Raw genomic sequence first — 14,162 nt, forward strand, 5'->3', positions numbered from 1 at the left:
CCAGTCCCAACAGTCCCGGGGCATACGCAGCAGGGTAGGGGACAGACCGAGCCGCCAAATCCGCGAACGCCAGCGCCGAAGGCGTGCCCGGGCTGTGCTAGCGTTCCACGGTTGGGCAACGGAGCGCCTGGGGGGACATGCTGTCCGGCTGGATAGTCAAACGGAATGAGCGGCGGGTCCGGGTTCTGCCGCCGGGGGGCGGGCGACACTGATGCTCGATTCTGTCGTGGCCGTACTGGCTCTGGGGCTGGCCTGCGTGCTGGCAGTCTCCTTCCACCGCTATCGGGCGGCGCAGCTCAGCCTGGTCCTTGCGTTGATGGCGGCCGCCCTGGCTTTTGGCGAGGCGCGGGAGATCTTCGCCGCGCAGCGATTCGGCCCCCTGCTGCTGCTGGTCTGCGCGGCCATGAGCGAGCCTCGGCTTGCCTCGCGCCGGCATGCCGCGCTTCTTGCCGCCATCCTGCTGATCGTCGGTCCGGTGATGCTGGCCCCGCCGCGCCTGTTCGAGGCGATGGGCGATGCCGCGGCCTTCCCGCTGGGCGGGCAGGCGCCAAGGGTTTCCGGTTTCGTGTTCTGCTTCGTTGCCAGCATGGTCTGCCTCGGGCGCTGGGTCTGGCGTGGGCAGCCCATCGATCTCGGACTCACCCTTGCCCTGCTGCCCGCGGCTGCGGCAGTCGGGCGCGGTCAGTCGGCTGGCGTGCTCTACCTCGCCGCGGCAGTGCTGATCATCGTCGCCATCCTCTACCACAGCTACCGGATGGCCTTCATCGATACCCTGACCGGCCTGCCCAATCGGCGCGCGCTGGATGAGACGCTGTCCCGGCTTTCCGGTCCCTTCAGTCTGGCGATGATCGACATCGACCACTTCAAGGGCTTCAACGACACCTATGGCCACGATGCCGGCGATATCGTGCTGCGCGAAGTCGGCGGCCTGCTGCGCCGGCATGGCGGCGGCAACGTGTTCCGATACGGGGGGGAGGAGTTCTGCGCGGTGTTCCCGCGAGGCGATCTGCGCTCGGCGATGCGCACGCTGGAAGGTGCCCGCGGTGCGGTCGAGGCGGCCCGGGTGGCCGTGCCCGCGCCGCGCAAGCGACGCAGCGAGCAGGCCGCGGCCGCCACCAAGGATGTCAGCGTGACCATCAGCGCGGGCTGCGCCGACCGCGGCGAGGAGCGACGCAGCGCCGGCGAGGTACTCAAGCTGGCCGACCAGGCGCTCTACAAGGCCAAGGAGAAGGGCCGCAACCGGGTGGAGAAACGATGAGCCGGATCAGCGCCGCATGCGTCCTGCTGCTCCTGCTGTGCGCTGGCGGTCCGGCAACGGCCGGAACCGCAACGCGTGTCCTCGAAGGTCGCGTACTCGCCGATCGCGATGGCGACGGCCGCGCCGACCGGCCGCGCGAGGGCATCGGCGGCGTCGCGCTGTCCAACGGCCGCGAGCTGGTCCGCTCGGGCCCCGACGGGCGCTACCGCATCACGCTTCGCGACGGTGACACCCTGTTGCTGATCAAGCCTGCCGACTGGCAGCCGGCCTTGCGCGCCGACGGTCTGCCGGACATCTGGCAGCACGAACGGCGCAAGGCGAGCAGGGGGCTGCGCTACGGTGGCCTGCCGCGCTCGCGGGCCAGCGGCACGTTCGTACTGCGCCCGGCGCCTGCGGTCCACGATCCGTTCGAGATCCGCGTGTTCGGCGACCCGCAGCCGAAATCGGCCCTCGAGGTCGAGCACTTCCGTCGTGACATCGTCGAACCCCTGATCGGCCGGCCGGCACGCCTTGGCATCACGCTCGGCGACATCGTCGACGACGACCTCTCCCTGTATCCATCGATGCTGGCCGCGATGCGGCGGCTGGACACTCCCTGGCTGCATGTGCCGGGCAACCATGATCTGGACTTCGACGCGGCCACCGATGCCGGCTCGCTGGAGACCTTCCGCGCCCACTTCGGACCCGACACCCTTGCCTGGGAAGAGCCCGGCGTCTCCGTGATCGGGCTGGACGACGTGATCTACGATCCCGAATCGAGGCGCTACGCAGGCGGCCTTCGGGAAGACCAGCTCGCCTTTCTCGAGGCCTATCTCGGCGCGCTCCCCGCCGATCGGCTGGTGGTGCTTGCAGTCCACATCCCGCTGTTCGGCAGTTTCGACGCGGCGGACCGCCAGCGCCTGTTCGCCCTGCTTCGTCGCTTCGACAAGGTGCTGGTGCTCAGCGCACACAGCCACACCCAGCGGCATGTCTTCTACGGCGAAGCCGAGGGCTGGCACGGCGCCGAGCCGCTGCACGAGTACAACGTCGGCGCCACCTGCGGCGGCTACTGGGGCGGCCTGCCGGATGCCGAGGGCGTGCCCGATGCACGGATGGCCGACGGCACCCCCAACGGCTACGCCACCCTGATGGTCGAGCCTGGCGGCGACTATCGCCTGCGTTGGACCGCGGCGCGCGACGCCGACGACCCCGCGATGCACCTGCACGCGCCCAAGGTGCTGCGGCGCGGCGCCTACCCCGGCGTGCCCGTGGTGGCCAATGTCTACATGGCCGACTCGGACAGCCGGGTCGAGGCGCGAATCGGCGACGGGCCCTGGCAGCCGATGCGCCGGGTCGAGGCAGCCGACCCCGTCATGCTCGCCATCAACCTGGCCGACGATGCGGCCGGCGAGCTGCGCAGCTTCAATCGACTGCCTCAAGCGGTCGACTCGACTCATCTGTTCATGCTCAACCTGCCGACCGATCTCGAGCTCGGCGAGCACCGGATCGAGGTCCGCGTCTTCGATCGCTGGCGCGGCGAGCTGCGCGCCGAAACCCGCTACCGGATCGCCGACTGGCCATGAACGGCTTCCGAACCCTCGACGGCAGCGCGCCGAAGATCATCGCCCACCGCGGCGCCAGCGGCGAGTATCCCGAGCACGTGATCGCCGGCTACCGCGCGGCGCTGGCCCAGGGCGCCGACATCATCGAGCCGGACCTGGTGATGAGCCGCGACGCCCGGCTGATCTGCCGCCATGATCTCGGCCTTGCCCGCAGCACCGATATCGCCGGCCGGGCTGCGTTCGCCGGCCGCGCTCGCGAGGGTGACTGGTGGTGCTGGGACTTTGATGCCGAGGAGATCAGCGGGCTCGGCGCCCTCCAGCCGTTCCCGCTGCGCGAGCAGGGCTACAACGGCCGCTTCCCGCCGCCGACCTTTGCCCAGATGATCGAGTGGGCGGCCGGCGAGGCGGCCTCGCGCGGGCGCCCGGTGGTGCTGTACCCAGAGCTGAAGCATCCGCTGGAGCTGGCCGAGCGCGGGCTTGATCCGGTGCCGCCCTTCATGGAGGCGGCGCGGTCGCTGCCTGAAGGGGTGGAACTTTTGGTTCAGTGCTTCGAGCCCGTCACCCTGCGCCGGGTGGTCGACGCCACCGGGCTGCCCGGCATGTTGCTGGTCGACTCCAGCGGCGATCCGCAGGCGGCGCTTGAGGCCCACGGCAGCTGGCTGTCTGGCCTGGCCCTCTCGCGGCGCCTGCTGCTGGCGGGCGAAGGGCAGGGCGAGGCCCTGGTCGCGGCGCTCCATGCCCGCGGCCTCACCGTCGACGCCTGGACGATCCGCGATGACCAGCCCCTTACCGGTTTCGCCAGCGCCGCCGAGGAAGTCGCTGCCTTGGCCCGCATGGGCGTTGACCGCCTGTTCTGTGACTACCCCGCCAGCGCGGTGCGAGTGATCCGGACGATGTCCACGGCGAGCGTGTAGGGCGTCGCACGAGTCACCTCTCCGGTAGGAGCAGACATGGCCGCGACCGCAGCGCTGCGGGTTCACATGAGACCGAGGCAGAACGATGCTCCGCGGTCGCGCCCATGTGCGCTCCTACAACCGCTTCGAGGCGCTTCTTTGTGCAGCGGAGATGGCCGCGCCTGCAGCGTTGCGGATTCACCTGAGAGGGGGGCAGTACGACGCCCAAGTGTCGCGCCCAAGGACGCTCCCACAAGGGCCAGGAAGCACTTCTTGTGTAGGAGCGGACATGGCCGCGACCGCAGCGATTCGACCTTTCGCAGCCCGCGGGGGGCCCGCAACTTCGCAGGCGCGGTCTAGGGGACTTCCACGCAGCCCGTTCGCCCTGAGGTATCGAAGGGCGAAGCCGCACGAAGGCAGCTTCCTTCATGCTTCGATACCTCAGCACGAACGGCTAGGCGGCGATGCACTACTCCCCGCCGGGCGCCACCGGCATCCCGGTCTCGAATTCGACCCGGGGCGAATCCCCGAGCGTCGCGCGCCAGGCCTCGAGCCGTGGGGCGATGGCCTGGCCGAGGGCGATCTGCGGATAGGAAGGCCGCTCTTCCTCCTCGCGCTCGCGCTCGCGGATGCGCCGGCGCGCCTCGCGGTAGGCCGCGTCGAAGCCCAGCCCCTGGTTCAGCGCCTCGACCAGGAAGGCCTCGCCGAACCAGGTGATCTGGCTTTGCACGCCGCAGCCGAAGGAGGGCCGATCAGCGCGCGCCGCGGTGATCAGCAGGCTGTGCTCGTCGCGCAGCGGCTCGATGAATCCGCCGGAGTAGCAGGCCGAGACCACGATCACCCGCCAGCGGATGCCGGCCTCCTCGAGCAGCTGGCGCAGGGTGGCGGGATCGAGCCAGTCCAGCGGCAGAGGATCAAGGCCGAGGTAGAGCTGATGGTCCTCGCTGCCGTGGCTGGTCATGAACAGCCAGAGCAGGTCCTCCTCGGTGTCCATGACCCGCGCCAATCCCTGCAACGCGCGGCGCAGGTTGCTGACGCTGGCGATCGGCGCGGCGTCGAGGGTATCGGGATGGTTGACCAGACTCAGCACCCGGTCCTTTGCGCCCAGGCGCTGTTCGGCAAGCCGGCGTACGTAGCCCACCTCGTTGCGGAAGACGTTCTCGTTGCCGTCGCCGGCCAGCGCCAACACATAGAGGTCCACGTTGTCGGGGCGCTGGGGCGCGAGCCGGGCCAGCGCCGCATCGAGCATGTCGGGCTGGGTCTGCCAGAGCTGCTCCGCGCTGATGCCGTCGAGGCTGGGCGAATCCTCTTCGACAAAGGCCGCCTCGTCGTCCTCGGGCTCCGATGTCCACCACCAGGGCGAGTCGGGAACCAGCATCCAGGCGGCCAGCAGCAGGCCTGCCGCGCTCAGCGCCGCGCCGCCGCGGCGCCAGGACGGGGCCGCCGCGCCGGCCCAGCGCGCAAGCTGGACGGCAAACAGGACGAGGTACAGCATGGGCAGGCGGGCGAGCCATCCGCCGGGCTCGAATCGTGCCTGCACCCAGATCCACAGCAAGGTGCCGGGCAGCAGAGCGAGCAGGACGATGCTGGCAAGGCCCAGGGCCACGCCGGAACGACGCAGCAGGGCGCAGACCAGGGCGGCGCCGGCCAGGGCCAGCAGCAGCGGGAAGCTGCGCTCGGTCAGCGCCCACTCGCTGAACACCCGCGGGGTGTCGATCAGCAGATCGTCGAGCAGCAGGCCGGCCAGCAGCCAGATGGCCGCGGCCACGGCAAACCTGCCGAGGTCGCCCGGCCCGAGCCGCTGCCGCGGCCGGCGGAGCACGGCCAGCTGCAGCGCGGCGGCGATCCATCCGGAGCGCGGGCCGCGGCCTCGCGCGGGAACGGGTTGCTCAGTCCAGGCTGAGCTCATCGAAGCGTTCGACGCGCCGGTGGTCGTGGGTGGCCTCACCAAGGCGGGGGGTGGGGTAGTCGCTGCGCCGGTCCAGCAGCACGGTGGCAAGTCCGGCATCGCGGGCGGCGTCCAACTCCTCGACGACGTCGGAGAGGAAGACCACCTCTTCGGCCGGCCGTTCCAGCCTGCCGAGGATCTGCCGGTAGCTGTCGGCCTCGCGCTTGCCGCCGATCTCGGTGTCGAACCATTGGCTGAACAGCGGGCGCAGGTCGCCCGCCTCGCTGTGCCCGAAAAACAGCTTCTGCGCCGGCACCGAGCCCGACGAATAGACGCTCAGGTCGTGGCCGCGCGACTTCCACAGCTGCAGCCGGGCCACCGCGTCGGGGTAGACGTGCGCCTTGAAGTCGCCCCGCCGATAGCCCTCTTCCCAGAGCAGGCCCTGCAGCGCCTTCAGCGCGGTGTGCTTGCGGTCCTCATCGATCCAGCCGAGCAGCACCTCGGAAATCATCGCGTCACTGCACAGGCCGCCGTTCTCCGCCGCCACCTGGTCGAGCCAGCGGCGGACCTCCGGCTCGCGGCCATGGCTGGCGACGTACTGCGGCAGCACGCGGCGCGCGTAGGGAAAGAGGACTTCCTTGACGAAGGCGATACTGCTGGTGGTGCCTTCGATATCGGTGAGGATGGCGCAGGGCTTCACGCGGCCTGGCCCAGCTCGAAGCGGGGGAAACGCTCGGCGATGTCGTCGCCGGTGAAGTTCGCCACCCAGCCCGCGGGATTGGTGAACAGGCGGATCGCGACGAAGTGCGGGGTCGGGCCCATGTCGAACCAATGCCGGGTGCCGTGCGGCACGCTGATCAGGTCACCGGCCTCGCAGAGCACCTCGAAGACCTTCTCGCCGATATGCAGGGTGAACAGGCCCGATCCGGCGACGAAGAAGCGCACCTCGTCCTCGCTGTGGGTGTGCTCGTTGAGGAACTTCTTCCGCAGCGCCTCGCGGTCGGGATGCTCGGGGTGCAGGCTGACCACGTCGACGGCCTGGTAGCCGCCTTCGTCCTTCAGCCGCTGGATGTCTTCGGCATAGGCTTCGATGGCCTGTTCCGGGCTGGGTTTCTCCGGCAGGGGGCGCAGCGGCCACTGCTCGAAGCGGACCCCGGCCGCGCCCAGCTGGTCGGCGATGGCCGAGGCCTCGCGGCTGGCGAACAGCGGCACGTGGGAATCGGATTCGGAAAAGATGCGCAGTCGGCTCATGTCGGGTTCCGTATTTCGTGGGCGCGGAGCAGGGCTCAGACGCTGGCGCGCAGCCGGCGCAGGTCGAGCTCTGCCGCGAGGAGGAAGTCGAAGGCTTCGAGGTGGCGGCGCGCGGCATCCAGGTCCGCGCCCCAGGCGTACAGCCCGTGGCCGTCGATCAGGTAGCCGGGCAGGGAGTGATCGTCGAGCATGCGGTCGACCTGGTCGGCCAGGGCCGGCATGTCCTGGCTGTTCGGCAGCACCGGCAGTTCCACCGCGGTGTCATGGCTGTCCTGCCCCGGGAACGCTTTCAGCAGCTCGTAGCCGGCCAGCCGGACGCTTCCGGCCTCGGCGAACAGCCTGGAGGCCACGGTCTGTGCATGCGAGTGGGTGTGCAGCACGCAGCCGACGTCCTCGAAGCGCTCGTACAGCCGCGTGTGCAGCAGGGTCTCCGCCGAAGGGCGGTGCTCGCTGGCCACGGCCCGGCCGCGCCAGTCGACCACCATGAAATCGGCCTCGGTCAGCCGGCCCTTGTCGCGGCCCGACACCGTGATGACGGCGTGGCGGTCGTCAAGGCGCAGGGAGAAGTTGCTGCTGGTCGCCGGCGTCCAGCCGCGGGCCGACAGCTCGCGGGTGGTTGCGATCAGCGCCTGGGCGCAGCGGTGGAAGTCGTTGGCGGAAAAGGGGAGGGTAGCCATCGCCAAAGTGTACCGTTCCATGTTGAAAGGCGCATGATTCGCGGGCGGGCGATCCGCTTGCTCCGGATCAAGGCGCCGCCCGGTTTCTTCGCGCGATCATCGCCATCGGGCGACTACCCTTTCGCCATCCTAAGCCGCCGCCAAGGAGATGCCATGAACCGTTCCGATTCCCAGTCCCGTCGCCGATTCCTGGTGGGCGCTGCCGCGGTTGCGGCCAGCCTGCCCATGGTGATCCGCGAGCTGGGCCGTCCGGCCCTTGCCCAGGACAAGGACCTGCCCAAGCTGCCGCTCGACAATGCCCAGGCCAAGGCGCTGGCGTATATCGAGGACGCCAGCAAGTCCACCCATCCGAATTTCAAGCCGGGCAGCAACTGCGCCAACTGCCAGTTCATCCAGGGACCGGACGGCGCGGCATGGCGCCCCTGTCAGCTGTTCCCTGGCTACAACGTCGCCTCCGACGGCTGGTGTTCGGCCTGGGCCAAGAAAGCCTGATCCGGAAACCAGCCTCACTTCCCGCGCCCGGTCTCGCCGGGTGAGAAAAGGGCCGCGCTACACTGCGCGGCCCTTTTCGTTTGTGCGGAGCCCGGCTTGGCGATTGACATCCAACTGCTCTGGTGGACGGCCGGCGGCCTGATCGCGGGCCTGCTGATCGGCGCCCTCTTCCTGCGCGGCCGGGCCGCGGCCGAGTACCGGCGCGGCCAGCTGGAGAAGGAGCCCGAACTGGAACGCCTGCGCGGCCGCGTCGAGGTGCTGCAGGACGAACTGTCCCGCGAGCAGCAGATGGCCCAGCGCAACGAGGCGCAGATGAGCGCCCTGCGCGAGGAGCTGGACGAGGTCTCCGAGCGCTACGCCGCCGACCGCGCGCGGCTCGAGCAGATCCCCCCGCTGCGCGAAGCGCTGGATGCCGCCCAGCAGCAGCTTACGCAGAGTCGCGCCGAGATGGCCTCGCTGCAGGCGCGTCACGCCGAGGGCGAGGCGAGGGCACAGACCTGGCTGCAGGCCAACGAGGAGAAGCTCGCCCTGCTGGCCGCCGCCGAGCAGCGCCTGCGCGACAGCTTCCAGAGCCTCGCCCAGCAGCTTCTGGACGAGCGCAGCAAGCGTTTCGGTGAGCAGAGCCAGAAGGAGATCGGTGGCATCGTCGAGCCGCTCCGCGAGCAGCTCAAGCAGTTCCGCGAAGCGCTCGCCGCCACCCACGCCGCCGAGGCCCGCGAGCGCGGCGCACTCAGTCAGGAAATCCAGTCGCTCAAGCAGCTGAACCAGAAGATCAGCGAGGACGCGATCAACCTGACCCGCGCCCTGCGCGGCGACAGCCAGGCCCAGGGCGCCTGGGGTGAGCTGGTGCTGGAGCGCATCCTGCAGGCCTCGGGCCTGCGTGCCGGCAGTGAGTACCTGGTGCAGACCAGCTTCAGCGACGAGGACGGCGGCCGTTCACGCCCCGATGTCATCGTCCGCCTGCCCGAGGAGCGCGACCTGGTCATCGACTCCAAGGTCAGCCTGGTCGCCTACGAGCGCCACGTGGTTGCCGAGGGGGACGCCGCCCGCGAGCAGGCCCTGCGCGAACATGTCGCTTCGCTCAAGCGACATGTCGACCAGCTCAGCGGACGCAACTACGCCGAGCTTGGCGAGCTGCGCACGCTGGACTTCGTGCTGATGTTCGTCCCGGTCGAGGCCGCCTTCGTCGAGGCCATCCGCCGCGACGAGGGACTCTACGTCTACGCGCTGGAGCGCAATGTCGCCCTGGTCAGCCCGAGCACCTTGTTGGCCACCCTGCGCACCGTCGCCCATCTGTGGAAGATCGAGCGACGCAACCTCAACGCTCAGGAGATCGCCCAGCGCGCCGGCCGCCTCTACGACTACTTCGTGTCCCTGGTCGAGGAGATCGAGACCATCGGCCAGCAGCTGGACAAGGCACAGAAGGCGCAGGCCAAGGCCCTGCGCCGGCTCACCGAAGGCGGCAAGGGCAGCATCGTCCTGCAGGTCCAGACCCTGGCCGACCTCGGCGCCCAGTCGCGCAAGCAGCTCCCCGACGCATTGGTCCGCCAGGCCGGCAGCGACGAGCCTGGCGACCCCGGCGAGGACTAGCGGCGCCCGGGCGCTCGGCCCCCATAGGGTGCGCCCCGGCGCACCGACGTACCCCCAGATCTCGCCGAACCGCCCCACGGCAACGGCCACGCCCCCAGCGCCGCGGATTCACATAAGACCGTGGCAGAACGACGCCCGCGGTCGGGCCCAAGGACCCTCCCACAAGGGCGGAGAAGCGCATTTCCTGCAGGAGGGGGCTTGGCCCCGACCGCGGCGCTGCGGAGTCACCTGAGACCGCGGCAGAACGACGCCCGCGGTCGGGCCCAAGGCCCCTCCCACAATGGCGGAGAAGCGCATTTCCTGTGGGAGGGGGCTTGCCCCCGACCGCGGCGCCGCGGATTCACATGAGACCGTGGCAGAACGACGCCCGCGGTCGGGCCCAAGGCCCTCCCACAAGGGCAACGAGGCGCTTCCTGTGTAGGAGCGGACTTGGCCGCAACCGCAGCGATTCAACCCTCCGCAGTCTGCAGTTTGTCCGCGCCTTCGAAGTCGCAGCCTACGCGGCCTTCCACGCAGCCCGTTCGCCCTGAGGTATCGAAGGGCGAACCCGCACGATGGCATCGCCGTTCATGCTTCGAACCCTCAGCACGAACGGCTTGCCCGACTCAGGCGCCCAGCTTGTCCATCACCCCTCGCACCAGGACCACGCCGACGAGAATCGGCGAGATGTAGCGCACCAGCACGGTCCAGCCCTTGAAGACGATGTCCGGCACGTCCTCGAACTCCTCGCGGACGATGCGGTGCGACAGCACCCAGCCGGCGAAGATGGCGGTCAGCAGGCCGCCGAGCGGCAGCATGAAGTCGTTGGCCAGCAGCTCGATGAAATCCATGATCGCGAAGCCGGCGATGCGCACCTCGGACCAGTGGTTCAGCGAGAGCACCGAGGCCAGCCCGACGATCCAGGTCAGCACCGCCACGCCGGCCGCACAGACCTTGCGGGAGAACGGCGTGCGCTCGACCAGGAAGGCCGTGGCCGGCTCCAGCAGCGAGATCGAGCTGGTCCAGGCGGCAATCGCCAGCAGTGCGAAGAAGATCAGCCCGAAGATCGCGCCCATCTGGGCAAAGGCTGCCGGCAGCGAGGCGAAGATCAGGCCCGGGCCACCGCCGGTGGGCGTGCCGAGGTACTGGATCACGATCGGGAAGATCGCAAGGCCCGCCAGCAGGGCGACACCGGTATCGGTCAGCGCCACGCTGACCGATACCCGCGGGATCGAGATATTGCGCGGCAGGTAGGCGCCGTAGGTCATCATCGTGCACATGCCAAGGCTCAGGCTGAAGAAGGCCTGGCCCATGGCCGAGAGGAACACCCCGCCGTCAATCTTGGAAAAGTCCGGGGTGAACAGGAAGGCCGCGGCCTCACCGAGATGGCCGGTGGTGGCGCCATAGCCGACCAGCACCAGCAGCATCACCAGCAGGGCCGGCATCAGGAACTTCACCGCACGCTCAAGGCCCTTTTCCACGCCGAGGCCGACCACGACGAGGGTCATGACCATGAAGATCGCGTGCCAGAAGGTCAGCTCGCCGGCGTTGCCAAGCAGTGCGTTGAAGGTGGCCCCGGCATCGGTGATGCCCTCACCGCCGAACACCTCCTGCACGTAGAGCCAGGTGTAGTGCAGGGTCCAGCCCGCGACCACGCTGTAGAAGCTGAGGATCAGCACGCCGGCGAGCATGCCCATCCAGCCGATGCCCGACCAGGCGCGGCTGCTGCCGGTTTCCTTGGCGATCGACTCGAAGGTGTTCACCGGGCTGTGCCGGCCGTGGCGGCCGATCAGGATCTCGGCGATCAGCACCGGCAGGCCGCAGAGCAGGATGCAGGCGAGATAGACCAGGACGAAGGCGCCGCCGCCGTTGTCCGAGGTCAGGTAGGGAAAGCGCCAGATATTGCCCAGCCCTACGGCCGAGCCCGCCGCGGCGAGGATGAATGTCAGTCGCGAGGACCACATGCCGTGGACGGAGGACTGCTGCATGGTGTCGGTGCTCCCTGTGTGTGCGAGGTGCGGCGTTCTGGCGTTGCCGGGGTCAGGCCCGCTGTTGGACCTGCGCCTCCGGCTGGATGCGGAGGATCTTGAATCCGGCGTAGGCGAAAACCACGGCCACCAGCGGATTGATTAGGTTGAACAGTGCGAAGGGCAGGTAGTCGAGGGTGGCTACGCCCAGCGTCGCCGCCATGTAAGCACCGCAGGTATTCCACGGCACCAGCGGCGAGGTCAGGGTGCCGGCATCCTCCAGCGCCCGCGACAGGTTCAGCGGATGCAGGCCGCGGCGCTCGTACTCGGGGCGGTAGATGCGCCCGGTGAGCACGATCGACATGTACTGGTCGGCCGCCAGGATATTGCTGCCGAGCGCGGTGCCCAGCGTCGCCGAGATGAGCGCGCCGGTGCTGCGCGCCAGTCCCAGCACGCCGCGGATCAGCCGTTCGAGCAGGCCGGTGCGTTCCATCACCGCGCCGAAGGCCATGGCGCAGAGAATCAGCCAGATCGTATTGAGCATGCTAGACATGCCGCCGCGGCTCAGCAGCTCGTCGACCGACTTAACCCCCGATTCCGACGTGTAGCCGTCGGCCAGCGTCAGCCAGGCCCCGGCCAGCATCGCCCAGCCGCGGTCCAGCGCCTCGTTGCCGGCGCGCGCCACCACCAAGTCGGGCTGGAAGATCACCGCGAATACGGCACCGGTCAGCGCGCCGATCAGGATGGTCGGGAAGGCTGGCACGCGGGCCACGGCAAGACCGAACACAAGCAGCAGCGGCAGCAGCAGGTGCCAGCCGAGCGTGAACTGCTGGGCCAGCGCCGTCGGCAATTCGCCGAATCCGGCCGCGCCGCTGCGGGTCTCGACGCCGGCGCCGAGGATGGCGAATCCGATCAGGGCCAGCACGATGCTCGGCACCGTGGTCCAGGTCATGTTGCGCACATGGGCGAACAGCTCGCTGCCGGCTGCGGCCGGGGCGAGGTTGGTGGTGTCCGACAGCGGCGACAGCTTGTCGCCGAAGTAGGCGCCCGAGATCACCGCGCCGGCGGTGATCGCCGGCGACAGCTCAAGACCATGCGCCACGCCGATCAGGGCGACGCCGAGCGTGCCGGCCACGGTCCACGAGCTGCCAATGGTCAGCGCGACCAGGGCGCAGACGAAGCAGGTCGCCGGGTAGAACCAGGACGGATCCATGATCTGGATGCCGTAATAGATCATCGTCGGCACCGTGCCGCTGAGGATCCAGGTGCCGATCAGCGCGCCCACGGCCAGCAGGATGAACACGGCGCTGGTCGCCAGGGTGACGCCGGAGACCATCGCCTCCTCGATGTCTTTCCAGCCCAGGCCGTTGCGCAGGCCGATGATGCCCGCAAGGCAGGCGCACAGGAGCAGGGCGATCTGGTTGGGGCCGGCGGACGCGCTGTCCGAAAACAGCCAGACGGAACCGCCCAGCATCAGGACCAATGCCAGCAGCGGGATCAGGGCCTGCAGCAGGCTCGGCGCGCGGGGTGTCGACGACTCGCTCATGGGGGCCCTGCGATGGGAAAGGGCGTGAGTCTATCCTGTGTGGCTCCTGAACGAGAGATCCCTTGCCCATGCCCCACGCTCCCTTCGACCTGCAGGCCGCCCTCGAGGACTTCGCCCGGCGCTGGCCGACGCGGCGCCCCGAGGTCGACCTGTTCCTCGAGTTCCTGCAAGGGGAGGGGGCGGTGTTCGAACGCAGTCATCTCGTCGGCCATTTCACCGGCTCGGCCTGGATCGTCGACCCGTCAGGACAGCGCAGCCTGCTCACCCTGCATGCCAAACTCGGCCGCTGGCTGCAGCTCGGCGGCCACGCCGACGGCGATCCCGACCTGCGCGCCGTCGCCCTGCGTGAGGCAGAAGAGGAATCGGGCCTGACCGGCCTCAGCGTCGAACCGGCCATTTTCGACATCGACCGCCACGCCATCCCCGCCCGCGGCGCCGAGCCCGAGCACTGGCACTACGACGTGCGCTTCGTCGTCCGCGCCGGCGCCAGCACCGACTTCGTGGTCAGCGAAGAATCCAGCGCCCTGGCCTGGCGCGAGGTGGCCGAGCTTGTCGACGAGGACAGTCTCGACCCCTCCCTGAGGCGCATGGCCCGACAATGGCTGACCCGCGATAGGGCCGACGCCGCTGACTGAGGTGGCCAGCGCAGCAAGCTGCGCCCTGCGGGATCGCCGGGACGCCCGTAGGTGCCGAGCCTGCTCGACACGCAGCTGCCACCGAACCGCCGTCCAGATCGCTGAATCGCAGCGCACCTCCTGTAGGAGGGGGCTTGCCCCCGACCGTAGCGATTGGACCTTCCGCAGCGTTTCGACCTTCCGTCACCTACGGTGTGCTCCCGCCCCACGGTCGGGCCCAAGGGCCCTCTCACAATGGCGACGAAGCGCTTCTCCTGTAGTAGGGGGCTTGCCCGCGACCGCGCCGCTGCGGTCTCATGCCGCACCGCGGCAACACGACGCCCCGCGGTCGCGCCCATGTGCGCTCCTTCTATGTGCCGTCCACTGTCAACCTCTGGTTGCTTGCTTCTTTGCTTTCCTGATGTCTGGCGTGGCGGTTGCTGTTCGGGCGTTCGACCGTGTGCGT

At 69.3% G+C, this 14,162-nt stretch carries 12 protein-coding genes; 6 read left to right on the forward strand and 6 right to left on the reverse strand.

The window, feature by feature from the left end; genetic code table 11:
- Positions 1-211: 211 nt before the first annotated feature.
- From M0G41_RS17235 to M0G41_RS17245, 3 genes are read left to right on the forward strand one after another with little or no spacing between them, the layout of a single operon-like run.
- Positions 212-1,258 carry a GGDEF domain-containing protein gene (locus M0G41_RS17235; protein ID WP_248211341.1) on the forward strand — a complete coding sequence of 349 codons (1,047 nt, stop codon included), beginning with the start codon at positions 212-214 and terminating at the stop codon, positions 1,256-1,258.
- Complete coding sequence (locus M0G41_RS17240; protein WP_248211344.1) at positions 1,255-2,820, forward strand: calcineurin-like phosphoesterase C-terminal domain-containing protein; 1,566 nt, start codon at positions 1,255-1,257, stop codon at positions 2,818-2,820. The genes M0G41_RS17235 and M0G41_RS17240 overlap by 4 nt, the downstream gene beginning before the upstream one ends.
- A complete protein-coding gene (locus tag M0G41_RS17245) occupies positions 2,817-3,713 on the forward strand; it encodes a glycerophosphodiester phosphodiesterase family protein (RefSeq protein ID WP_248211346.1) in 897 nt (298 codons plus the stop codon). Before M0G41_RS17240 ends, M0G41_RS17245 begins: the two co-directional genes overlap by 4 nt.
- 448 nt (positions 3,714-4,161) lie before the next feature.
- Here M0G41_RS17245 and M0G41_RS17250 read toward each other — a convergent pair whose 3' ends face one another.
- Genes M0G41_RS17250 through M0G41_RS17265 form a run of 4 tightly spaced genes read right to left on the reverse strand, consistent with a single transcriptional unit; the run spans position 4,162 to position 7,508 of the window.
- A complete protein-coding gene (locus tag M0G41_RS17250; protein ID WP_248211349.1) occupies positions 4,162-5,601 on the reverse strand; it encodes a C13 family peptidase in 1,440 nt (479 codons plus the stop codon).
- Entirely contained in the window at positions 5,582-6,280 is a 699-nt protein-coding gene (gene mtnC / locus M0G41_RS17255; RefSeq protein ID WP_248211352.1) for an acireductone synthase, read from the reverse strand. The genes M0G41_RS17250 and mtnC overlap by 20 nt, the downstream gene beginning before the upstream one ends.
- Complete coding sequence (locus tag M0G41_RS17260) at positions 6,277-6,831, reverse strand: 1,2-dihydroxy-3-keto-5-methylthiopentene dioxygenase (RefSeq protein WP_248211354.1); 555 nt, start codon at positions 6,829-6,831, stop codon at positions 6,277-6,279. The genes mtnC and M0G41_RS17260 overlap by 4 nt, the downstream gene beginning before the upstream one ends.
- A 35-nt stretch (positions 6,832-6,866) precedes the next feature.
- Positions 6,867-7,508, reverse strand: a complete 642-nt coding sequence (locus tag M0G41_RS17265) for a methylthioribulose 1-phosphate dehydratase (protein WP_248211355.1) — start codon at positions 7,506-7,508, stop codon at positions 6,867-6,869.
- Between the two features lie 153 nt (positions 7,509-7,661).
- Here M0G41_RS17265 and M0G41_RS17270 point away from each other — a divergent pair, with 153 nt between their 5' ends.
- Together M0G41_RS17270 and M0G41_RS17275 are read left to right on the forward strand one after the other, a co-directional pair.
- On the forward strand, positions 7,662-8,000 hold the full coding sequence (locus tag M0G41_RS17270) for a high-potential iron-sulfur protein (protein WP_248211356.1): 339 nt from the start codon (positions 7,662-7,664) through the stop codon (positions 7,998-8,000).
- A gap of 96 nt (positions 8,001-8,096) precedes the next feature.
- The gene (locus M0G41_RS17275) at positions 8,097-9,590 is read left to right on the forward strand and encodes a DNA recombination protein RmuC (protein WP_248211357.1); all 1,494 of its coding nucleotides are present in this window, start codon (positions 8,097-8,099) and stop codon (positions 9,588-9,590) included.
- Between the two features lie 605 nt (positions 9,591-10,195).
- Here the strand turns inward: M0G41_RS17275 and M0G41_RS17280 are convergent.
- Together M0G41_RS17280 and nhaC are read right to left on the reverse strand one after the other, a co-directional pair.
- A complete protein-coding gene (locus tag M0G41_RS17280; protein WP_248211358.1) occupies positions 10,196-11,557 on the reverse strand; it encodes a sodium-dependent transporter in 1,362 nt (453 codons plus the stop codon).
- Between the two features lie 52 nt (positions 11,558-11,609).
- Positions 11,610-13,082 carry a Na+/H+ antiporter NhaC gene (nhaC, locus tag M0G41_RS17285; protein ID WP_248211359.1) on the reverse strand — a complete coding sequence of 491 codons (1,473 nt, stop codon included), beginning with the start codon at positions 13,080-13,082 and terminating at the stop codon, positions 11,610-11,612.
- A gap of 68 nt (positions 13,083-13,150) precedes the next feature.
- Here nhaC and M0G41_RS17290 point away from each other — a divergent pair, with 68 nt between their 5' ends.
- Complete coding sequence (locus M0G41_RS17290) at positions 13,151-13,717, forward strand: NUDIX hydrolase (RefSeq protein WP_248211362.1); 567 nt, start codon at positions 13,151-13,153, stop codon at positions 13,715-13,717.
- The last annotated feature ends 445 nt before the right edge of the window (positions 13,718-14,162 follow it).

The organism is Pseudomarimonas salicorniae, assembly GCF_023156535.1.
GTDB classification, from domain to species: Bacteria; Pseudomonadota; Gammaproteobacteria; order Xanthomonadales; family Xanthomonadaceae; genus Pseudomarimonas; species Pseudomarimonas salicorniae.